The 20,947-nt window shown below is 63.8% G+C and carries 17 protein-coding genes; 6 read left to right on the top strand and 11 right to left on the bottom strand.

Features of this window, described 5'->3' with window-relative positions; all coding sequences use genetic code 11:
* Positions 1–14: 14 nt before the first annotated feature.
* Entirely contained in the window at positions 15–1,292 is a 1,278-nt protein-coding gene (locus RLO07_RS06565) for an O-acetylhomoserine aminocarboxypropyltransferase/cysteine synthase family protein (RefSeq protein ID WP_462291337.1), read from the bottom strand.
* Positions 1,293–1,473: 181 nt separating this feature from the next.
* On the opposite strand from RLO07_RS06565, the gene RLO07_RS06560 reads away from it, so the two are divergent.
* The 3 genes from RLO07_RS06560 to RLO07_RS06550 are packed head-to-tail and all read left to right on the top strand — an operon-like array spanning position 1,474 to position 6,959.
* A complete protein-coding gene (locus RLO07_RS06560; RefSeq protein WP_462291336.1) occupies positions 1,474–4,164 on the top strand; it encodes a cation-translocating P-type ATPase in 2,691 nt (896 codons plus the stop codon).
* A gap of 57 nt (positions 4,165–4,221) precedes the next feature.
* Positions 4,222–4,716, top strand: coding sequence for a (2Fe-2S)-binding protein (locus RLO07_RS06555; protein ID WP_462291335.1), 495 nt, complete (start codon positions 4,222–4,224; stop codon positions 4,714–4,716).
* Positions 4,713–6,959, top strand: a complete 2,247-nt coding sequence (locus tag RLO07_RS06550) for a xanthine dehydrogenase family protein molybdopterin-binding subunit (protein WP_462291334.1) — start codon at positions 4,713–4,715, stop codon at positions 6,957–6,959. The genes RLO07_RS06555 and RLO07_RS06550 overlap by 4 nt, the downstream gene beginning before the upstream one ends.
* Before the next feature lie 19 nt (positions 6,960–6,978).
* On the opposite strand, the gene RLO07_RS06545 is transcribed toward RLO07_RS06550, so the two are convergent.
* Together RLO07_RS06545 and RLO07_RS06540 are read right to left on the bottom strand one after the other, a co-directional pair.
* Entirely contained in the window at positions 6,979–7,434 is a 456-nt protein-coding gene (locus RLO07_RS06545; RefSeq protein WP_462291333.1) for a DMT family transporter, read from the bottom strand.
* Between the two features lie 2 nt (positions 7,435–7,436).
* A complete protein-coding gene (locus RLO07_RS06540) occupies positions 7,437–7,901 on the bottom strand; it encodes a DMT family transporter (RefSeq protein WP_462291332.1) in 465 nt (154 codons plus the stop codon).
* A gap of 97 nt (positions 7,902–7,998) precedes the next feature.
* Here RLO07_RS06540 and sstT point away from each other — a divergent pair, with 97 nt between their 5' ends.
* Positions 7,999–9,216 (top strand): serine/threonine transporter SstT, encoded by a 1,218-nt coding sequence (sstT, locus tag RLO07_RS06535; RefSeq protein WP_462291331.1) that lies wholly within the window; start codon positions 7,999–8,001, stop codon positions 9,214–9,216.
* Positions 9,213–9,995: a PhzF family phenazine biosynthesis protein gene (locus RLO07_RS06530; RefSeq protein WP_462291330.1), complete on the top strand. Its 783-nt coding sequence runs from the start codon at positions 9,213–9,215 to the stop codon at positions 9,993–9,995. The genes sstT and RLO07_RS06530 overlap by 4 nt, the downstream gene beginning before the upstream one ends.
* 32 nt (positions 9,996–10,027) lie before the next feature.
* On the opposite strand, the gene RLO07_RS06525 is transcribed toward RLO07_RS06530, so the two are convergent.
* From RLO07_RS06525 to RLO07_RS06510, 4 genes are all read right to left on the bottom strand, one after another.
* Entirely contained in the window at positions 10,028–12,364 is a 2,337-nt protein-coding gene (locus RLO07_RS06525) for a TonB-dependent receptor (protein ID WP_462291329.1), read from the bottom strand.
* A 134-nt stretch (positions 12,365–12,498) separates the two neighbouring features.
* Positions 12,499–14,346: a lytic transglycosylase domain-containing protein gene (locus tag RLO07_RS06520; RefSeq protein WP_462291328.1), complete on the bottom strand. Its 1,848-nt coding sequence runs from the start codon at positions 14,344–14,346 to the stop codon at positions 12,499–12,501.
* Positions 14,347–14,388: 42 nt separating this feature from the next.
* Positions 14,389–15,552 (bottom strand): glutaredoxin family protein, encoded by a 1,164-nt coding sequence (locus RLO07_RS06515; RefSeq protein ID WP_462291327.1) that lies wholly within the window; start codon positions 15,550–15,552, stop codon positions 14,389–14,391.
* Entirely contained in the window at positions 15,549–16,793 is a 1,245-nt protein-coding gene (locus tag RLO07_RS06510; protein WP_462291326.1) for a hypothetical protein, read from the bottom strand. Before RLO07_RS06510 ends, RLO07_RS06515 begins: the two co-directional genes overlap by 4 nt.
* 149 nt (positions 16,794–16,942) lie before the next feature.
* Between RLO07_RS06510 and RLO07_RS06505 the strand changes: the two genes are divergently transcribed.
* A complete protein-coding gene (locus tag RLO07_RS06505) occupies positions 16,943–17,635 on the top strand; it encodes a YIP1 family protein (RefSeq protein ID WP_462291325.1) in 693 nt (230 codons plus the stop codon).
* On the opposite strand, the gene RLO07_RS06500 is transcribed toward RLO07_RS06505, so the two are convergent.
* From RLO07_RS06500 to cobO, 4 genes are read right to left on the bottom strand one after another with little or no spacing between them, the layout of a single operon-like run.
* On the bottom strand, positions 17,632–18,522 hold the full coding sequence (locus RLO07_RS06500) for a cobalamin-binding protein (RefSeq protein ID WP_462291324.1): 891 nt from the start codon (positions 18,520–18,522) through the stop codon (positions 17,632–17,634). The genes RLO07_RS06505 and RLO07_RS06500 overlap by 4 nt on opposite strands.
* Positions 18,519–19,298 carry a heme ABC transporter ATP-binding protein gene (locus RLO07_RS06495; RefSeq protein ID WP_462291323.1) on the bottom strand — a complete coding sequence of 260 codons (780 nt, stop codon included), beginning with the start codon at positions 19,296–19,298 and terminating at the stop codon, positions 18,519–18,521. The genes RLO07_RS06500 and RLO07_RS06495 overlap by 4 nt, the downstream gene beginning before the upstream one ends.
* Positions 19,295–20,335, bottom strand: a complete 1,041-nt coding sequence (locus RLO07_RS06490; protein WP_462291322.1) for a FecCD family ABC transporter permease — start codon at positions 20,333–20,335, stop codon at positions 19,295–19,297. The genes RLO07_RS06495 and RLO07_RS06490 overlap by 4 nt, the downstream gene beginning before the upstream one ends.
* Positions 20,325–20,936 carry a cob(I)yrinic acid a,c-diamide adenosyltransferase gene (gene cobO, locus RLO07_RS06485; RefSeq protein ID WP_462291321.1) on the bottom strand — a complete coding sequence of 204 codons (612 nt, stop codon included), beginning with the start codon at positions 20,934–20,936 and terminating at the stop codon, positions 20,325–20,327. Before cobO ends, RLO07_RS06490 begins: the two co-directional genes overlap by 11 nt.
* Between the last annotated feature and the right edge of the window lie 11 nt (positions 20,937–20,947).

Here is a 20,947-nt window from a genome sequence, read left to right as displayed (position 1 = left end):
GCAGGCCACGGCGATCAACGCTTGCTGGCAGCCAGCGCCTGTTCGATATCGGCGATGATGTCGTCGATATGCTCGATGCCCACCGAGATACGCACCATGTCTTCACTGACACCCGCTGCTGCGAGTTCCTCGGGGTTCAGCTGGCGGTGGGTGGTCGTGGCCGGATGGCAGGCCAGGGATTTGGCATCGCCGATATTGACCAGGCGAAGGATCAGTTGCAGCGCATCGATGAAGCGCCCGCCGGCCTCGCGGCCACCGTCAATGCCAAAGCTGAGAATGCCCGAGGCCTTGCCGCCACAGATTTTTTTGCAGGTCTCCCGGAAGGGACTGTCCTCAAGGCCGGCATAGTTGACCCAGCGCACCTGCGGATGTTGGTCCAGGTACGCCGCAACCTTCTCCGCGTTGCTGCAGTGGCGCTCCATGCGCAGGTCCAGGGTCTCCAGGCCCTGCATCAGGAGGAAGGCGCTGTGCGGCGAAAGCGCGGCGCCGGTATTGCGCAGGGGAACTACCCGGCAACGGCCGATAAAGGCCGCGGGGCCCATGGCTTCGGTGTAGATGACGCCGTGATAGGAGGGGTCCGGCGTGTTCATGATGGCAAAGCGCTCGGGCTGCGCCGCCCAGTCAAACTTGCCGGAATCGACGATGGCGCCGCCGATAGTCGTGCCATGACCACCAATGTACTTGGTCAGCGAATGCACCACGATATCGGCGCCATGGTCAAAGGCCCGGCACAGCAGCGGGGTGGCGACGGTATTGTCGACGATCAGGGGTACGCCAGCGGCATGGGCGATCTCGGCCCAGCGTTCGATATCGACCACATTGCCGGCCGGGTTGCCGATGGATTCGCAGAACAGGGCCCGGGTATTGTCATCGATCAGCGAGGCGACGCGGTCGAAATCGTCCGCCTTGGCGAAGCGGGTCTCGATACCCTGGCGCGGGAACGTGTGGGCAAAGAGATTATAGGTGCCGCCATACAGTTGCGAGGTGCTGACGATATTGGTGCCCACCTCGGCGATGGCCTCGACCGCATAGCGAATCGCCGCCATGCCCGAGGCGACGGCGAGGGCGCCGATGCCTCCTTCCAGCGCAGTGAGACGCGCTTCCAGCACGGCATTGGTCGGATTCATGATGCGGCTGTAGATGTTCCCCGGCACCTTGAGGTCGAACAGGTCGGCACCGTGCTGGGTGTCATTGAAAGTATAGGAGGTGGTCTGGTAAATAGGCGCAGTGGCGGCATTGGTCGCGGGGTCGCCATCGTAGCCCGCGTGCAGGGCGAGAGTTGCTGGTTTCATGGTATCGGTCCATTCTGGGTGCAATTGTCCAGCGCGGGAGCGTACCAGACCCTGCGGGGATGGCAAGATGGGGTGGGGCCGCCGAGGTGGGGCCGCCCGATCAACTGCGCAAAAATCTGCATATTTCATTTATAGACTACGGTCTGTTCCTTGTTCACACTGGCTTCAGGGAGATATCTGGATGACAACGGAAGACGGCGGGCAGCCATCGCTGCCAGGGAAGACGGGACTCCAGAGCGGTAGCCGCGGACTGACGTCCGCGGAAGCGCGTCAGCGCCTGCAGGAATATGGCCGCAACCAGTTGCCGCAACCGCCGTTGCCCGGCCTGCATGTCATTTTCCTGCGCCAGTTTCTCAGTCCGTTTATCTATATCCTGCTGGTGGCGGCCATCGTTTCCTGGGCCTTGAGCCAGATGGCCAACGCGGTTTTCATCATGGCCGTGCTGCTGTTGAACGCCGTGATCGGCACCATCCAGGAATTTTCCGCCCAGCGCTCGGCGGCGGCGCTTCGCAACATGGTGCGCGGTGTTGCCCATGTTGTCCGCGACGGCGTGGCCGGAAGAATCGATGTAGAAGAGCTGGTGCCGGGGGATCTGGTCCTGTTGTCCTCTGGCGACAAGGTGCCCGCGGATGTCCTGCTGGAAACCAGTGACAGCCTCAGCGTGGACGAGTCCATGCTGACCGGGGAATCCCTGGCAACCACCAAGAACGCCCACGCCCAGGTGGCGGACGATGCACCCCTGGCGGACCGCTTCAACCAGTGTTTTGCCGGCAGCACCGTCACCCATGGCCGCGCCCAGGGCGTAGTTACCGCAACCGGTCTGGAGACGGAACTCGGCCACATCGCCGACCATGTGCTGGGCCGGGAATCCGCCGATCCGCCACTGCTGATTCGCATCCGGCTGTTCACCTACCAGATGGCCGGGGCCATCGGCATCGCCATCCTGTTGCTGGTGGCGCTGATGCTGTTCCGGGGCGGCTATGGCGCCGAGGGCATGATCCTGATGGCGATTGGCCTGGCGGTGTCAGCGATTCCCGAGGGATTGCCGGCGGCGTTGACGGTGGCGCTGGCCATCGGCATGCGCCGCATGGCGGCGCACAAGGTGATCATCCGCAAGCTGGTGGCCGTCGAAGCCCTCGGTTCCTGCACCTTTATCTGTTCCGACAAGACCGGCACCCTGACGGTCAACGAGCTGACCGTGCGCCAGGCCGTGCTTCCGGACGGTGCCACCTTCGAAGTGACCGGGGAAGGCGTTGCGCCGGGCGGTGCAGTACTGGGCGACGATCCCGAGCTGCTGCGGGACTTGTGCATCACTGGCCTGCTGGCCAACGAGAGCCATCTCGATTATTCCGGCGGCGAGTGGGTGTCCAATGGCGATATCGTCGATGTCGCCTTTCTGATTCTGGCGAAGAAGCTGGGCTTGTCGCTCAGCGAGATCCGCGCCCAGCGCGCGCAGCTGGAGCTGATTCCCTATGAGTCCGAACGCGCACTCAGCGGCAGCCTCAATGTGGGCGAGGAGCATGCGTTTGTCCTGCACGTCAAGGGTAGCCCGGAAAAGCTGCTCGGCCTTTGCAGCTGCATGCGCACCCGCGATGGGGATGTGCCTGTGGATCGCGCGCTGATTGACGGCCAGATTGAACATCTGGCAGGCAAGGGGTACCGCCTGATTGCGCTGGCCCGGCGCCAAGCAGAGGACAGCGGAGCCCTGGAGCAACTTGGGCAAATGACCTTTTTGGGTCTGGTGGCGATGATTGACCCGGTGCGGCCCGAGGCGCGGGAAGCCATTCGCCGCTGCCGCAGAGGCGGCATCGAGGTGGCCATGGTGACTGGCGACCATCCCGCGACCGCCGGGGCCATAGCGCGGGAGCTGGAGCTGGATGACGGCAGCGACCTGGTGGTCACCGGCAGCATGATCAGGGAGGCCACCGCCCAGGGAGAGGCGGCGCTCGATGCGCTGATAATGCCAGCAAGAGTATTTGCGCGGATAGAGCCCACGCAAAAGGAACAGATTGTCGACAGCCTGATGCGCAACGGCCATTTTGTGGCGGTCACCGGCGATGGCGTCAATGATGCCCCGGCGATGCGTCGGGCCAACGCCGGTGTGGCCATGGGCAAACGCGGCACCGACGTTGCCCGGGAGACCGCGGACCTGATCATTGCCGACGACAACTTTGCCTCCATCGTCGACGGGATCGAGCAGGGGCGTATCGTCTACAACAATATCCGCAAGGTGATTGCCCTGCTGGCTGCCACCGGGTTTTCGGCACTGCTGCTGTTTTTCCTGACGGTTTTTGCCGGCCTGCCCATGCCCCTGATTGCAGTGCAGCTGCTGTGGCTGAACCTCGTGGCCAATGGCCTGCAGGATGTCGCCCTGGCATTTGAACCGGCTGAGGGGCACGAACTGGAACAGCTGCCCCGGAGCCCCCGGGAGCCGATATTCGAAAAGCATATTATCGAGCATGTGCTGGTGAGCGGCACCACCATGGGTGCGCTGGCCTTTGCGACCTTTGCCTGGTTGCTGAATAGCGGCAGCGATGTCATCGATGCGCGCAACGCCATCCTGATGCTGATGGTGCTGTTCGGGAATATCCACGCGCTCAGCAGTCGTTCGGAAACGCAATCCCTGTTCCGGATGCCCGTACTCAGTAACCCGTTCCTGATCCTGGCGGTGCCCTTTGCCCAGGGGGTGCATATCGCCGCCATGTACCTGCCGGGCATCAGCGATGTGCTGGCCCTGAGCCCGGTGACCCTGGTGCAATGGCTGATGCTGCTGGGGGTGGCCCTTGTGCTGCTGCTGGTGGAGGAGATGCACAAGTGGTATCTGCGGCGCCGCAAGACCGCGGTCAGTGCCGCTGCCGGCAGTGGCAGTTGACTTGCTGTCTACGCTGGAGTGTATAGAGTTGTGGTATGGGAGCGACGGGGTGCATTCATGAAGCTGACGATTAATGGCAACTTGACAGAGCTGGAGGCAGAGCCGGATATGCCTCTGCTGTGGGCATTGCGGGACCTGCTCGGCCTTCGTGGCACCAAATACGGCTGCGGCAAGGGCCTCTGCGGAGCCTGCACCGTGCATCTGGACGGGCAGCCGCGACGCAGCTGCCAGCTCACGGTGGCGGATGCGGCGAATGGTGAAATAACCACCATAGAAGGCCTGTCCGCAGAGGGCGCGCATCCCCTGCAACAGGCCTGGCGCGAATACAATGTGCCCCAGTGCGGCTACTGCCAGGCGGGCCAGTTGATGAGCGCCAGCGCCCTGCTGGCGAGCAATCCCGAGCCATCTGACGAGGAAATCAATACTGCAATGGCGGGCAACCTGTGTCGCTGCGGCACCTATCCACGCATCAGGACGGCGATCAAGAGTACCTTTGCCGATGCTGCCGCCAATGCCAATGCCAAAGCCGGCAGCGGGGAGGACGCGTCATGAGCACTTTCAGTATCGTGTCCCGTCGTCGTTTTCTGCAGTTGACCGGTCTTGCCGCCAGCGGTCTGGTGTTGGGCGCGGTGGTGCCGCGCAATGTGGCGTTGGCCGGCATTCTCGACCAGGCGGAAGGTTCGCAGCTGAATGTGTTTGTCAGTGTAGCTACGGACGGTACCGTGGAAATCATTGCCCATCGCTCCGAGATGGGTACCGGCATCCGCACCAGCCTGCCGCAGGTGGTCGCGGATGAAATGCAGGCAGACTGGCAGCGGGTTAAGGTCATTCAGGCCCACGGGGATGCGCGTTACGGCAGCCAGAACACCGACGGCTCCCGTTCCGTGCGCGACTTTTATCATATCATGCGACAGATGGGCGCAGCGGCCCGAACCCTGCTGGAGCAGGCCGCGGCCGCTACCTGGCAGGTGCCGGTGGAAGAGTGCGCAGCGCACGATCACGCGGTTCATCACGGCAGTGGCAAACGCCTGGGTTTCGGTGAGTTGGCAGCCCGGGCTGCTGAGCTGCCACTGCCGGACCTGGAAACCCTGCGCCTCAAGGACACGGCGGACTTTCGCTATATCGGCAAGGATGTGCCGATAGTCGATCTGCAGGACATGATCACCGGCAATGCCACCTACGGTATCGACGTGCACGTGCCCGGAATGCTGTATGCCAGTATTGAAAGGACCCCTTGGCTGCAGGGGCGCATTGCATCTTATGACTCCTCAGCGGCGCTGGCAGTCAAGGGCGTGCTGGATGTGGTAGAGCTGAAGGCGGTGGATGGCGCCCCGGGCTTCAACCCCGTCGAAGGCGTGGCGGTAATCGCGACCAACAACTACAGCGCGCTCAAGGGGCGCGCAGCCCTCAGGGTACGCTGGCGCGAGAGCGAGCACAGCAGCCACAGCGCCGAGTCTTACCTTGATGAACTGGTATCACGGGTTGAGGGAGGCGCGGGTCAGGTGCGGCGTCAGCGCGGCGATGTGGATGCCGCTCTCGCGGACGCAGCCTCGGTGGTCGAGGCTACCTACAGGACCCCCTACCTTGCCCATGCCTCCATGGAGCCGCCTGTGGCGACGGCCCGGGTGACAGATGATGGCTGTGAAATCTGGGCCTGTACCCAGACGCCGCAGGCTACCCGGCGTATTGTTGCGGAGACGCTTGATCTGGACGTTGCCGCCGTGACGGTGCATGTAACGCTGCTCGGTGGCGGCTTCGGGCGCAAGTCCAAGCCCGACTTCTCGGTAGAGGCGGCCAGGCTGGCGTCCCATGTCGGCAAGCCGGTGCAGGTAGTCTGGAGCCGCGAGGATGATATTCGGCACGACTACTTCCACGCCTGCAGCGCCCAGCACTTCAAGGGGGCACTGGATGAAGACGGCAGGGTAACTGCCTGGCTGGGACGGGAGGCCGCGCCACCCATTGGTTCCACCTTTGATACCAGTGTGCGCATCAACAGTAGTGGCGGTCTGTCCCAGGGTTTTGCCAGTGTGCCCTTTGCCGTGCCCAATCTGCGAATTGAAAGCCACGAGGCGCCCGGCCACGTGCGCATCGGCTGGCTGCGCTCGGTTTACAATGTCCCCTACGCCTTTGGTGTCGGCAGTTTTGTCGATGAACTGGCGCACGCCGCCGGGCGTGATCCCGCAGACTTCTGGCTGCAGCTGATCGGTGAGGACAGGTTGCTGGACTTCAGCCCCGAGGGTTTCGAGTACAGCAACTATGGACGCTCGCTGAGCGAGTACCCCTTTGCCACCGCACGCACCAGGACGGTGATCCGCGAATTGGTGGCGTCCATACCCTGGGGTGAGGAGCTGCCGCCAGGGCAGGGTTGGGGACTTTCGGTGGCCAACAGTTTTCTCAGCGATGTTGCGGTCGCCAGCAAGGTGGACGTCACGGATGGCCGCTTGCGGGTACTGGAGCTGCACGGCGTGATCGACGCCGGCCGTGTCATCAACCCGGACCGGGTCCACGCACAGATGGAGGGGGGGATGATCTTCGGCCTCAGCCTGGCCCTGAACGGAGAGATAACCTTCAGCGGTGGCGAGGCGCAGCAGTCGAACTTCCACGACTACCCGATTGCGCGCATGGATCAGGTGCCCGGGGTGATTCGCAGCCATATCGTCGCCAGCGACGCCGCCCCGACCGGGGTGGGTGAACCGCCGACGCCGCCCACCGCCCCCGCAATTGCCAATGCCGTCTTTGCCGCTACCGGCAAGCGAATCAGGGAACTGCCGTTGAGCAAACACTTCGATGTGTGATTGAGCGGTAACGCAGGGCTCAGTTTGCCGCCACCAGTATGACCCCGAGCACCATCAGCATGGTGCCGGCGGCACGAGACATTGACAGCGGAACCCTCGGGTAGCCGAGCCAGCCTTTCTGGTCGAGTACCAGGGAGGCCAGCACCTGACCGCTGATAATGGCAATGGCCAGCGTCAGGGCCCCGAGTTTCGGTGCCAGGAAAATGGACATGCTGACAATAAAGGCGCCGAAGACGCCGCCGAGCCATGCCCACCACGGTGTGCTGGCGAGAGCCCCGGGCCTGAACCATGCCCAACCCCGGGCAAGCACAATCAGCCCCAGGGTTACCGTGCCCAGTAGAAACGAGATGAAAGCTGCCTGCACCGGAGAACTCAGGGCCGTACGCAATTCGGAGTTGATGCCGGCTTGGGAGGCCAGGGAGCAGCCGACTGCAAAGCTGCAGGCCAGCAGGAAGTGTTTGCCGGGAGTTCGCACGATCAGGCGGGTTGCTTTCTGGCGACGAGCAACACGCCGGCTACCATCATCGCTGCGCCCAGCAGCCGCGGCAGGGACAGTTCAATGTCAGGGTAGCCAAGCCAGCCGTTGTGGTCCAGCACCATGGATGCCAGCACCTGGCCGCAGATGATGCTGATCGACAGCGTCAACGCTCCCAGCTTGGGAGCCAGGTAAACCGACATGGCGACGTTGAAGGCCCCCAGCAGGCCTCCCAGCCATGCCCACCAGGGAAGGCTCGCCGGGGTGCCGTGCGCAAACCAGGGCGCGCCCAGCAGCAGCGCAATCATGCCCAGCAGCAGCGTGCCGACAAGAAAGGATATGAACGCGGCCTGCAGGGGCGAGTGCAGGGCCAGGCGCAGTTGCGAATTTACTCCGGCCTGGGAGGCGCCGCAGGCACCGACCGCAAGGCTGCAGGTGAGCAGGAATGCTGTGCTGAGAGTAATCACTGTTGCTTGCCGGGTTGCTCGCAGTGTGTCCGTGGAAGGGTACAGTGTATCATCGGCCTGTCCTGTGGACCGCAAACAGCCCAACGAGTGAGGAGCCATGTCTATTGTGAAATTGGGCCTTGTGCCCCAGATCCTTGTTGGCGTCGTCCTGGGCGCCCTGCTGGGGTGGCTGGCACCGGCACTGGCGGCACCGCTGGGTCTGTTGGGGGAGCTTTTTGTCGGCATGTTGAAGGCAGTGGCACCGCTGCTGGTACTGCTGCTGGTGATGTCGGCGATCGCCAACAAGCACGAGAGTGGCAGCGACGGTCGCAAGTCCCTGCTGACCCTGGCCCTCTACCTGCTGGGTACCGTCAGCGCCGCGCTGGTTGCAGTGGTGATGAGCCAGCTGTTTCCACAGACTATCGCACTCAGCGAAACTGCCGCGGGCAGCCCGCCGCTGGCGGTGACTGCGGTGCTGGTGGATGTCCTGTTCAAGTTGATCGACAATCCGGTCAATGCCCTGCTCACGGGAAACTTCCTCGGCTGCCTGACCTGGGCCATTCTGCTGGGCCTGAGCTTTCGCAAGGCCAACAGTACCTTCAAGGAGCATCTGCAGACGCTCGCGGTTGGCATCGGCGATATCGTGCGCTATGTGATCCGTCTCGCACCGCTGGGCATCTTCGGTCTGGTCTGTGCCACGGTGGCGACTACCGGGCTGTCAGCGCTGGCGGGCTATGCCAGCCTGGCAGGCCTGCTGGTCGCCTGCATGCTGGTGATGGCCCTGCTGGTGAACCCGCTGCTGGTGTTTCTGCTGATCCAGCGCAATCCCTATCCGATTGTTTTCAAGTGCCTGGAGGAGTCGGGGATCACCGCGTTTTTTACCCGCAGCTCCGCGGCCAATATTCCGGTCAACCTCAATCTGGCAAAGAAAATCGGCATCAGTGAAGAACTCTACGCGGTGACGATCCCGATCGGTGCGACCGTCAATATGGCTGGTGCTGCCATTACCATCACCGTGCTCAGTCTGGCCGCCGCCAATACCCTGGGTATCGAGATGTCGTTTGCCACCGCGCTGCTGCTCTGTGTCATCGCCGCCCTGGCCGCCTGTGGTGCCAGCGGCGTGCCCTCCGGCAGCCTGTTGCTGGTGCCGCTGGCCTGCTCCCTGTTCGGCATATCGCTGGACGTTGCCATGCAGGTGGTGGCGGTGGGCTTTGTCATCAGTGTCATTCAGGACTCGGCGGAAACGGCGTTGAATTCCAGTACCGATGTTATCTATACCTATGCGATCGATCAGGTACGCCTGCCGGAAAGTGACAACGGAGATAGCGCTGCATGACGCTGCAACAGTACCAGGTCGATGCTTTCGCCAGCCGTGTGTTCGAGGGCAATCCCGCCGCTGTCTGTCCGCTGGAGGCCTGGCTTGACGATACGCTGCTGCAGGCTATCGCGATGGAGAACAACCTGTCCGAGACCGCCTATTTCGTGCCCGTGGACAATGGCTTCGAGCTGCGCTGGTTTACCCCGGCGGCCGAGGTGGATCTCTGCGGCCACGCCACTCTGGCGGCGGCACATGTGCTCTATGCGGAATTGGGCTACAGCGCCGACTCGATCAGTTTCGCCACCCGCAGCGGTGAGCTGAGCGTGAGCCGGGACGGGGATTGGTATGTGCTGGATTTCCCCGCCATTGTGCCTCGACCCTGCGCGGCACCTGCGGGCCTGGTCGAGGCCCTTGGGCGGCAGCCAATGGAGGTGCTGGCGGCAGATGACCTGCTGGCGGTATTTGCCTGCGAGGCCGAGGTGCGGGCACTGGAGCCGGAGCAGGCCCTGCTCGCGAGGCTGGACTGCCGCGGCGTTATCGCCACCGCTCCCGGGGAACAACACGATTTTGTCAGCCGCTTCTTTGCGCCCAGGGTCGGTGTGCCGGAAGATCCGGTAACCGGTTCGGCCCATTGCAAACTGGTGCCCTACTGGGCGCAGCGCCTTGGCAACAACAGGATGAACGCGCGCCAGATTTCCCGCCGTGGCGGTGAACTGCGGGTAGCGCTGCGCGGCGACCGTGTGCAGATGGCGGGCCGCGCTGTGCTGTTCATGGTGGCGGAGATACGCGGTTTATAGCCCCAAATCGTAGGAGCCCGCTCCGCGGGCGATCAGAAGTTCTTGCGCAGGGTCACGCCCCAGGTAGCCGGTTCATTGAAGTAGGCGATCAGGCGTCCATCCTGGGCCACACCGTCGGAGATGGTATTGGTGTAGTCTTCATCCAGGACGTTGCGGCCCCAGAGGGTGATTTCCGCGTCCCACTGCTCGAGAATCAGGCCTGCGCGCAGGTTGAGCAACTCATAGGAGCCGGCGAGTTTGGCCGGATCATTGTTGACGTCGGTCATGCGCTCATCGGTGAAGATGTACTCGCCAAAGACATAGCCAGTGAGGCCCTCACCGAGCGGGAATGCCTGCCGCGCGGAAGCGACCACCACGTTCTCGGGGTTGCCGGACAGCAGACCGCCGCTGCGGTCGCAGGAGCCGTCACCGTTGGCCCGGGGATCGGGCTGATTGGTGTGCCAGGGAGTGCTGATCCAGCAGTCCCCGGCGGCGAAGTCCTCGTACTCGCCGTCGTTGTAGGCATAGGCGAGGGTAAGACTCATGCCTTCCAGCGGCTGCCAGATAGCGTCGATTTCACCGCCCTGGGTCTTGGCCACACCGGCGTTCTGCAGTGCGAAACCCGTGCCCTGGAAGGAGATGGTCTGCAGATCCTCGGTATCCGTGCGGTGCAGGGCCACGTTCACCCTCAGGGCCTGCTCCGGAAATTCCGCTTTCATGCCGACCTCGAAGGATTCCGAGGTCTCGGCGTCAAACGCCACCGGCAGAATGGCGGCAATGCGGTCGGTGTTGACGCCACCCGCCTTGTAGCCGGTGCCATAGGAGGCATAGAGCATGATGTCGTCAGTGGCGAACCAGCTCAGTTTCAAGGTGCCGGTAAACTGGTCATCGTCGATGGTCTCGTCGACATCCGCGCGCGGCGCCAACGGCGGGAACAGCCAGAAACCCCAGCCCGGGGAAACAAAGTCGAGTACGGCGGAGGCGTCCTCCGTGAACACGTTCACCATATCCTTGTCCTCCTGGGTCCAGCGGCCGCCAGCGGTCAGGACGAGGTCGTCGCTGAGGTTGTAGTCGAACTGGCCGAACAGGGCCCAGGTGGTATGGTCCTGGCTGGCGACATTGCGGGACCCGGTGCCGGCGGGAAAGGCGATCGTGGGGACACCGACGAGACCGCCGGTATCGGCGCCGACCATGGTGTCCACCACCGAGTCCAGCTCCTGCTCGAAGTAGTAGGCGCCGACAACCCAGGTAAAGTTCTCGGTTTCATTGCTCAAGCGCAGCTCCTGCGAGAACTGCTCCTGCTCGGCGTCATTGCTGCGGATCAGGGCGTCGATATCGTAGAAATCGACGTCCGCGTTGTCCCAGGACTCGAAGGTGCGGAAGGCGGTGATACTGGTGACCAGAAAATTTTCGGCCCGCCAGTCCACCTGCACGGAGATGCCCTGGTCTTCATTGCGCGATTCAGGCAGGAAGCTGGCGGCCACCGCACCGCGGAAAAAGTCGTCCTGATCGATCACGGTACCGCCGAGGTTCAGTACCCGCTGGTCGGAGCCGGTCTTGACCGGGGCACCGGGCGCCAGCCCCTGCGCTACCAGGTTGTTCTTGTAGTTGCCGGCTGCACAGCAGATTTCGTCGACCTCCGAGCGGTCGGCGATCACCAGCACCGAGAGCAGGTCGCTGGGCGTATACAGGGCCTGCAGGCGAATACCCCAGCGGTCGCGGTCGTCGATCAGGTCCTCGCCGAGACCGACAACATCGACATAGCCGTCGCGCTCCTGGTAAAAACCTGTCGCCCGCAAGGCCAGTTCGTTGTCGATGGCAGAGAAGGACTTCGCACCCTGCAGGGCCAGCAGGCCGAGATCACCGGCCTGGGCTTCAAGATAGCCTGTGCCCTCATGGTCGGGCCTGACACTGTTCATGGACACGGCTCCCGAGGGTGTGTTGCGCCCGAACAGGGTGCCCTGGGGGCCCCGCAGAACTTCCACCGAACCAAGGTCCACGAGGTTGTTGATCATGGAGCTCTGGCGCGCCCGGTAGACGCCGTCGACATAGAGGCCCACGGATGATTCCAGGCCGAAGTTCTGGCCGCTGGTAAACACGCCGCGGATACTGAAGTTGGAAGTGGTGGAAGTCTGGGTCTTGCTGACGATCAGGGCCGGGTCGTTGTTGGCCAGCTCGAACATGTCGCGCACGCCGGTTTTCTGCAGCATTTCATTGCTGAATGCGGTCACCGCGATGGGCACGTCCTGCAGGCTCTGCTCCCGTTTCTGGGCGGTGACGATCACTTCCTCAAGTACCTGGGCCTGGGCCAGGGTGCTGCCGGTGAAGGCTGCGGCGGCGACGGCGGTGGCGGTGGCGACAACAGTGCGGTGGAAACGGGGCTTGATCATGGCATGCAACCTTGCGAATTTATTGTTGCGGTAATCTAACACTTCTCACAGTCGGGGAGCACTTATCCCGGCGGTGGACTGTGTGAAAAAGTGGCATTGACGCCAGTCGCCCTCGCCGGGTCGGCCCGGTCGCATCACTGGCCGCCGTAGCACTGCCTGACCGCCTCAGTGCCCTGTTGGCGGATGGCCACATACTTGTCCTGGAACGCCTCATCAATGCCGTTCAGATAGGCGTTGGTGTCGTCCCGGCGATAACGGGTCAGGTGCCGGGGCCCGCCGTTGTAGGCGCCGTAGGTTGCCCGGGCCAGGTCGTGGATATCGCCGCGTGCTTCGTGCTCCTTGCGTTTGATCGCATAATCAACCAGATAGTGGGCGAGGATTTCGTTGCCCGCGCGGGCGTTGTAGCCGACGTTGTTTTGCAATGCCTCGAGATCGTAGAGGTTGCGCCAGACGTGCTGGTTGATCTGCATCAGCCCCACCGAGCCGGCAGAGGACTGTATCGGCCGGATCTCGCCATTGTTCTTCACGAACTGGCGCCAGCAGGATTCCTGCCAGGCGGTGGCCCGCACCAGGTCGTGGTAGAGGTCGAAGTAGGCATCCGGCACCTTGCCGCGCTTGCGTTCCACCGCAATGCTCTCGTCCAGCAGCTGCTCCATGGTCCGCAGGTAGCGGTCCAGATCATTCGGAGCGGGAATCCAGTCGGTCAGGAGTTTCACCAGTGACGGGCTCACAGCCGCCGCGTGGGCGGGCGCCATCAGCCAGGCAAAAGGGCCGGCCGCAGCGGTAGCCTCCAGGGTTTCCGGTTCCAGCTCCGGTGCCAGCCCCAGCAGTTGCCGCAGTTGGGGGTCTACGCGGTCGTTGTAGGCCAGTTCGTCGTCCGTGACAGTCGGCACCAGCATGCGCGCCATGCGTCGCAACGTATTGCTATCCAGGCTCAGGCCGAGGTGCGGAGCCGCCGAATCCAGCGCCTGCAAGGCGTTGGCGGCGCTGATGAAGGTCGCCAGTTCCACGCCGCGGGCACTGGGCAGATTCAGCTCTGTGCTCTGCAGCAGCGGGGCCAGGCGTGCCCAGGTCGAGAGGAACAGGTGGCGAACAGGATCCTCCTCGCGAGCGTCTGTTGCCAGCGCATCCCGCAGCTCGTGCCTCGCCTCCAGCAGGATTTCTGCCAGGGCAGCGCGCAGCTCGGGCTCTGCGGGGGTTGCCAGATCCTTCACCAGCCAGGTGGCGAAGGCGTCCCATGATTGCCAGGCGGCGTCCCAGGCCGCCAGTTCTTCCGTGGTCAGCGTTGTCTCCACCGCGGACTCCCAGTCGGACGGGGGTGCCGGAGCATCGAGGGAGAAGGTAACGATCAGCGCATCTGCCCCCGCGCGAGCTGATTGCAAGTTGAGGGAGTCGGCAACGAGACCTGGATCCGTGGGCCCCGCCGCCAGTGCATCCCGGAGCAGAGCGCGCAGGTCGGTCACTGCCGGTCCGAAATCCAGTGTGACGGTACCCAGCCGGGGATGGACCTGGTCCTTGATCCAGCTCCACACCACCCCCGACATTTTTCGTTGCTCCGCGTCGGCGCTGAGAATGTTCGAGTCGGTCACCCGGAACGTGACCCGGCCACTGCCCGGTGCGACCAGGGCCTCCTTGAAGGTTTCGATTCTGCCATTCCAGGCAAACGGCAGCAGACAGCGCCCGCCTACCGGAGTGCCAACGCGGGCGCTGACCCTGGTGGTCAGCCGCAGCAGGCCGGTGTCGGTGCCCGACACCTTGGGCTCACTCAGGGTCAGCTGATTGCAGCCGCGGTGGTCGCGCAACAGCTCTGCCTGCCCCCCGGGACCGTGGAAAATCTGGCGCGACAGTGTTTCGCTGACAAGGGCGTAGTCAAGCTTGACCGGCAGTTCAACAGGTGCAGCCAGCGTCGCCGGCGGGGACAGTGCTGTGAGCGCCGTGTACAGAGGCACTGCGATGCAATAATGACGCATGAGGCGGAGCATGTCGGCTTCCAATAAGCAGACAGAAAGGGAGGCAAGTATACCCTAGAACAACCAGCCGGGCTGCAGCAGCATTACCGTTCCCAGTCCCAGCATGACCAGCCCGCTCAACAGCTTCAAGTGCCTGCCTCCGCGTTCGGACAGTTTGCGGTTGCCCAGCGCGATGACCGCAAGCGCCACCATCAGTGCATCGTCGGCGATATAGCCGAGGATATAGAGAGCAAGGTAACCGTAGTATGCTGCGGACGGCAGGTCCTGCTGAGTGAGGATCGCGGTGTAGAGCGCCGGAAACCCGGCGGTACAAAGCAGTTCAACGAAGTTGATGACGATGGCCAGCAGGGCGACAGAGGGGAGAGACAGCAGCAGGGTGTCACTGTTGATCACGCTGCGCATGCGCCGGTACAGGCCGGGTTTGGCTGCTTCCGGAATCGACAGCGACAGGCCCAGGCCGGGCCGGATGGCGTCCTTGATATTGACGGCGGCGATCAGCAGGGCGAGCCCGGCCAGGCCGTAGCGCAGCCAGGCGGTCAAGCCGATCACCAGGAACAGGTTCAGCCAGGCCGCCATGAACAGGTAGTACACCACACCGCTGGCCAGCACGAAGGTGCCCGCCACCAGGGCCATGCGCCGGCGGGACTGCAGTCGTACAAGCATGGAGAGCAAAAACAGCAGCACCCACATGGCGCAGGGGTTGAAGCCATCCAGCAAGCCTATAGCCAGGGTGAAGAGAGGCAGGCCGAGTTTGGCTACACTGAGAGAGCCAAAGAGATCGCTCTCGATACTGGACGCTGCCGCATCCCCTGCGATCAGTGCATTCAGCAGCGGAGCGGTGCTTTCAGCATCTGCAAACCCCACGAGTACACGACCGTTGAAAACAAAAGTGGGGACGCCGGGCGGCCAGCTGCCGCTTGCCCGGGCGTGGCGGTGGAGATCGTCGCGGGCTTCCGGGTCCCTGTCCACCGCTCGATAGTGGATTGCAAGCCAGGGGTGTTGCGCTGCAAACCGCGGCAGGAATGCCTTGGCGTTGTCGCAGTGGGGGCAGCCTGAGCGCACAAAGACTTCCAGCACCGGCGCCTGCGGCGGGGTGATGTCGTCGAGCGGTGCAGTAGCCGCCTGCGACAGGCTGGCAAAGACAAGGCACGCCAGCAACAGTGTCACGAACCGGGCCAGGCGCGGCTGCACGGACGCTGGCTGCAGACCGTCTCTCATCCCGCGCTGACATGCTCCAGGCCGGCGATGAGAGCATCGACATCAACGCTGTCAGCCGCCAGTTCCTGCACGATCTGCTTTAATTGTGGCAGGGATACCCGGCCCCTGTCGCGGGCCAGCTCCCGTGCCACATCGTCGAGGCCAGCTGCGCCGTCGGTAGCGTCCTGCAGGGCCAGATGCAGCCGGTGCATGAACACCGCCGCGCGGGCGGTAACCGGCCCCGAGGAGCGCTTTACGAACAGGGTGTCGGCCTTGCGACCCCAGTTTTCCTTCCACGCCATCGTCTGCTGGTAGCGCAGATCGCTGATTGCACCCGAGCGCCAGAGAATGTTGGCGGCATAGTATTCCGCAAGACCCTCGACGATCCAGTCCGCGTCCTTGCCACCGTTGATGCCGCTAGCCACGTGCACCAGCTCGTGGATCATGCTGCTGGTGCGATTGCCGCTGATCAGCGGGCGGTCGGCGTGCATGAACAGCGAGCGGGTGCCCGACAGCCCCCCCCGCCACATGGGCTTGCCGGCCGTGACGACCAGCAGCCGGTCCGGGAAACCCGGAAATACGGCTTTCACATCCGGAACCGTCCAGGCCAGGAACGCCAGGGTATCCTGCAGGCGTCCGCCCTGGCCCGCCGGTGCCGCAACGCGAACATCGACCCCGGCAATCATATCCTGGCGGCTGGCAATATTGCCGAGGATCAGCCAGCCTTTCGGACGCGGCAGGCGACGCCCGGGATCGACGATCCGGTAGTGGTTGCTGCTCTCGCTGGTACTGGCGTAGGGCGCGGCCGAGGACCAGCCCGGGGGCAGCTCGAACTGGAGTTCAGCACTGGCTACAAGGCCCTTGGCGACAGTGGCGGTGATCGGGGGGATGAGCTTGTCACTGCGCAGGATGGCCCAGTCTTCGGTCAGCAGGGAGTCGTAGCGGCCACTGGCCTTTTTCTCGCTGATCACGAACTCGTAGTGCAGGCTGGCGTCCGGCCCCTGCGGTTTCCAGGTGGCGGTGTCTCCCTCGAGAGTCAGGCCGGCGTCGCTGCGCAGGGCAAGGTGTCGATCCGGGTTCAGGTGCAGTACGAGTTTCCGGGGCAGGCGCTCGCCGCGCAGGCGGATTTCCACCCTGGCGACCTCGCTGTCGGGGCTGATCGCGGCGCGGTACAGCAAGGTGTAGTCGGTGGCGCGCGCAGACCCCGTGCCTGCGACCAGAAGCAGCGCCAGCAGGGGAGTAATGTAGAGACGGAGGGCCATGGTGAACCTGGATACAGGGTGCGGGCGTTCAGGATACCAGTGCCTGCGGAGCAAACCTATAGCGGTGGCAATCGACGCGGCTAGCTCGTACTATTTGGGCAGTGGCCCTGGTGCCGCGCCATGACAACAAACAGCAGGGGACGGGAAACATGAGCGACCAGACGACTTTCGATATCAATCAGGTCATTGCCCAGGCAAAAGAGGTAATCACCAATCCCGTGGGCTTCTACCAGACCATGCCCAAGACGGGCGGCTATGGCAACCCGGTGATTTTCGTGGCGGTGATGGGCGCAGTGATGGGGCTGATCACCGCGGTGCTTTCATTTTTCGGTTCGACGGCCGGCATGATGGCGGCGGGTCTGGGCGCAATCATTGTGATGCCGATCTTTGCCGTGCTGGGCGCGTTTATCGGTGCCGCTATCCTCTATGTGATCTGGAAGTTGATGGGTTCCGCCGAGAGCTATGAAACGGCGTTTCGTTGCCAGGCCTCCGTCGCGGCCATCTATCCCATCCCGGCGCTGCTGGCCATCGTGCCCTATATCGGCAGTATCGTGATGATTGCCTGGGGCGCGTTCCTGATGATTGAGGCCAGCGTGTCGGTACATGGCCGTGAGCGCAGGACCGCCCAGATCGTTTTCGGCATTCTGGCGGCGCTGATGATCCTGTCGAACATTGCCAGCGAACGCGCCGCGCGGCAGATGGAGGAGCGCATGGAACGCATGGGCAGCCAGTTCCAGGGCATTGAAGACATGTCTCCAGAGGAGGCAGGCCGCAAGATGGGCGAGTTCTTCAAGGGCCTGGAAGAGGGTGCGAACCAAGCCGCCGACAACCGGGGCGACTAATCGGCGTTACGCAGATTGCGTACCCGCTGCAACTGGGTACAGAGATTCCGGGCCCCTTCCAGCACGCGCGCCGTTGGCCGCTGGATCAGGTCCGGGTCGACCACCAGCAGGCCTCCCTGCAATGCTCGCAGGCCGGGATACCGATACCAGTCGTGCAACCATTCGGTATGCGCGTCAGCCATGCCGCCAGCGACAATCGCATCGGGATTGCGTGCCAGCACTGATTCCAGATTGACCCGCGGCGCCAGCGTGGCAACATCGGCAAAGACGTTGTCACCACCGCAGAGCGCGAGAACCTGGCTGATCAGATGCTCGCCGTTGATGGTCTGCAGGGGCTGGTGCCAGATCTGGTAAAACACCGAGACCGGCTCGGCATCGCGATAGCGCTGCGCCAGTTCCGCGAAGCCCTGCTCCAACCGCGCCGCTTCGACCTCGGCATGGGCGCGGGTGCCGGCCAGTTCGCCCAGCAAACGGATGCTGGCGGCAATGTCGGTCAGCTGGCGCAGTTCGCTCACGTACACCGGGATGCCCAGCCGCTCCAGCTTTTCCAGGGCGCCGGCACCGTTGCCCGAGCCCCACATCAGGATCAGATCCGGCCGCGCAGCGACGATCTGCTCCAGGCTGAAGGCATTGAAGGAACCGACCCGGGGCAGGCTGCGGGCCGCCTCGGGAAAGTTGCTGTAGCTGACAACCCCGACCAGGTGATCGCCGGCGCCCGCGCTGTACAGGTTTTCGACGATATGGGGTGCCAGCGCGACAATGCGCTGGGCCGGCGCCGGCAGGGTCACCGTGCGCCCCGTGAAATCCACCACACTGACCGGCTCGGCACGGGCTGTGACGGCGAGCGCCAGCAACAGGCACCAGAGAGTACCCCGAGGTGTTGTCACAAGCCTATGACCAGCGGCTGGCGACCGTTCGGGTGTGGTTGCACCAGTACCTCGGCATGGAAAAGATCCCGGAACAGTGCCGCGGTGAGCACCTCCCCGGGTGACCCTGTGGCCACCTGCCGGCCCTGGTCCAGCACCAGCAGCCGGTTGCCGACGGCGGCGGCGAGGTTAACATCGTGCACCACCAGCAGCACTGCGCACCCGCGACCGGCAATCGCGGCGATGGCGGCGGCCAGTTGCTGCTGGTGGGCCAGGTCGAGTGCCGCGGTCGGTTCATCCAGCAGCAGCAGCTTGCCGCTCATGTCACTGCGGTCCCAGATCTGGGCAAACACCCGCGCCAGTTGCACGCGCTGGCGCTCGCCGCCGGAGAGCTGGGTATAGAGACGGTTGCGCAGCCCCAGGGTGTCGGTCGCCGCCAGTACCTGCTGGGCAATATCGCGGTCGGCGCGAGCACCGGTCGAATGCGGAGTCCGCCCCAGCAATACCACTTCCTCCACCGTGTAGGGGAAATTCAGCAGCGACAGCTGCGGCAGGAAGGCGAGATGCCGGGCCAACTCGCGCCGTGGCCAGGCGGCGAGGGGGCGGCCGACGAATTCCAGGGTGCCGGTACTGGCGGGGAAATCCCCAGCGAGCAGTCGCAGCAGGCTCGATTTGCCGGCGCCGTTGGGACCGATCACCACCACGACCTCACCTGCAGCAAGCTGCAGCTGGATATTCACCAGCACCGGTTCGCCCCAGGGTGCGGCGCTGACGCCGTCGAGCGCAAGCACACTCATGTCTGCATGCCATACTGGTGGCGCTGGCGCAGCAGCGAGATGAAAAAGGGTACCCCGATCAGTGCGGTGATGATACCCACCGGCAGCTCCGTCGGTGCCAGTACCACCCGCGACAGGGTGTCCGCCACCACCAGCAGGATGGCGCCCGCGAGGGCAGACGCAAGCAGCAGATAGCGGTGATCGGGGCCGATCCACAGGCGCACGACGTGGGGTACTACCAGGCCGACAAAGGCGATGGTACCGACCAGGGCCACGGAGGTGCCGACGCCGACTGCGACCCAGCCGATCAGGGCCAGCTTGGTCCGGTCCACGTCAATGCCCAGATGGCGCGCTTCGGATTCCCCCAGCAGCAGGGTGTTCAGTGCCTGCGCGTAGCGCGGCAGGGCCAGCAGCACGGCGCCGCTGACCAGACTCGCGAGTGCCAGTCGCGAAGGATTGGCGCCGTCGAGACCACCCATTTTCCACAGACTGATCTGGCGCAGACGCTCGTTATCGGTAAAGAATTCCAGCAGGCTGCCCACGGCGCCGGCCAGCGCGGTGATGGCGATCCCCGCCAGTAGCATGGTCGCTACCGAGGTGCCATTGGCCGAGTTGGCCAGCCGGTACACCAGCAGCACCGCGAGCACACCGCCGACAAAAGCGCCCACGGAAACCAGGGTCAGGCCGACAAAACCCTGCAGCATCCCGCCTCCCAGCACGATCAACAGCGAGGCCCCGAGGGAAGCGCCGGCGGTGACACCGATCAGCGAGGGGTCTGCGAGCGGATTGCGGAAAAGACCCTGCATGGCGGCGCCGCTCATCGCCAGGACCGCGCCCATGACTGCGGCGAGCAACACCCGCGGCAGGCGGATCTGTTGCACAATCATCGCCGCCTGGCCACCGTCCGCGCCTGCCAGCAGGCCCCGCAATGCCTGCATGGGCGGCAGGTTGACCGCGCCGCTGGCCAGTCCGGTGAGCAGCGCCAGCGGCAGCAGTGCCACCAGCACCACAAGCAGGCGGCGGGCACGGCGCTGGCGCTGAATGCTGCTAGTAATCAACGCCGCGACGAGCCTTGATGCCGTCGTTGTAGGCGTGCTTGATCTCTTTCACTTCCGAGACCGTGTCCATGATCTCCTGCAGCGCCTTGCCGCCGCCGCGGCCGGTGACCACCACGCTCTGTTCCGGCGGCCGGTTGGCCAGCGCCTGCAGTACCTTGTCTTCAGGCAGGTAGTCAAAGGCCAGCATGTAGGTGAGCTCATCCAGCACCACCAGATGGTAGGCGGGGTCGGCGAGCATGGCGCTGGCCTGCTCCCAGGTGCGCACGGCGGCAGCGATGTCGCCGCTGCGGTCCTGGGTGTCCCAGGTGAAGCCGGTGCCCATCTGGTAGAAGTCTACCTGCGGGCAATGCTCCCGCAGGTAGATCTCCTCGCCGGACAGTTGCTCACCCTTGATGAACTGCACGACGCCGATCTTGTAGCCATAGCCCAGGGCGCGCATCACCATGCCAAAGGCGGAACTGGACTTGCCCTTGCCGTTGCCGGTGAGCAGGATCGCGACCCCGCGTTCGGTGCTGGCGGCGTTGATACTGGCATCGACACTGGCTTTCTGTTTGGCCATGGCCTTCTTGTGGCGTTCGTTCTTGCGTTCACTGTCGGTCATTCGAGTAGGCT

Origin of the sequence: Haliea sp., assembly GCF_040221975.1 — a bacterium.
In the GTDB taxonomy this organism is placed as follows: domain Bacteria; phylum Pseudomonadota; class Gammaproteobacteria; order Pseudomonadales; family Halieaceae; genus Haliea.
Note: the sequence above shows the minus strand (reverse complement) of the source record. Positions and strands in the feature narration are given on the sequence as shown.

What these genes read in the sequence shown, in the direction of transcription:
- RLO07_RS06520 (WP_462291328.1), bottom strand. Translation starts at nt 14,346, where the DNA reads ATGCTCCGCCTCATGCGTCATTATTGCATCGCAGTGCCTCTGTACACG.
- RLO07_RS06505 (WP_462291325.1), top strand. Translation starts at nt 16,943, where the DNA reads ATGAGCGACCAGACGACTTTCGATATCAATCAGGTCATTGCCCAGGCA.
- RLO07_RS06565 (WP_462291337.1), bottom strand. Translation starts at nt 1,292, where the DNA reads ATGAAACCAGCAACTCTCGCCCTGCACGCGGGCTACGATGGCGACCCC.
- RLO07_RS06495 (WP_462291323.1), bottom strand. Translation starts at nt 19,298, where the DNA reads ATGAGTGTGCTTGCGCTCGACGGCGTCAGCGCCGCACCCTGGGGCGAA.
- sstT (WP_462291331.1), top strand. Translation starts at nt 7,999, where the DNA reads ATGTCTATTGTGAAATTGGGCCTTGTGCCCCAGATCCTTGTTGGCGTC.
- RLO07_RS06550 (WP_462291334.1), top strand. Translation starts at nt 4,713, where the DNA reads ATGAGCACTTTCAGTATCGTGTCCCGTCGTCGTTTTCTGCAGTTGACC.
- cobO (WP_462291321.1), bottom strand. Translation starts at nt 20,936, where the DNA reads ATGACCGACAGTGAACGCAAGAACGAACGCCACAAGAAGGCCATGGCC.
- RLO07_RS06555 (WP_462291335.1), top strand. Translation starts at nt 4,222, where the DNA reads ATGAAGCTGACGATTAATGGCAACTTGACAGAGCTGGAGGCAGAGCCG.
- RLO07_RS06560 (WP_462291336.1), top strand. Translation starts at nt 1,474, where the DNA reads ATGACAACGGAAGACGGCGGGCAGCCATCGCTGCCAGGGAAGACGGGA.
- RLO07_RS06530 (WP_462291330.1), top strand. Translation starts at nt 9,213, where the DNA reads ATGACGCTGCAACAGTACCAGGTCGATGCTTTCGCCAGCCGTGTGTTC.
- RLO07_RS06515 (WP_462291327.1), bottom strand. Translation starts at nt 15,552, where the DNA reads ATGAGAGACGGTCTGCAGCCAGCGTCCGTGCAGCCGCGCCTGGCCCGG.
- RLO07_RS06525 (WP_462291329.1), bottom strand. Translation starts at nt 12,364, where the DNA reads ATGATCAAGCCCCGTTTCCACCGCACTGTTGTCGCCACCGCCACCGCC.
- RLO07_RS06510 (WP_462291326.1), bottom strand. Translation starts at nt 16,793, where the DNA reads ATGGCCCTCCGTCTCTACATTACTCCCCTGCTGGCGCTGCTTCTGGTC.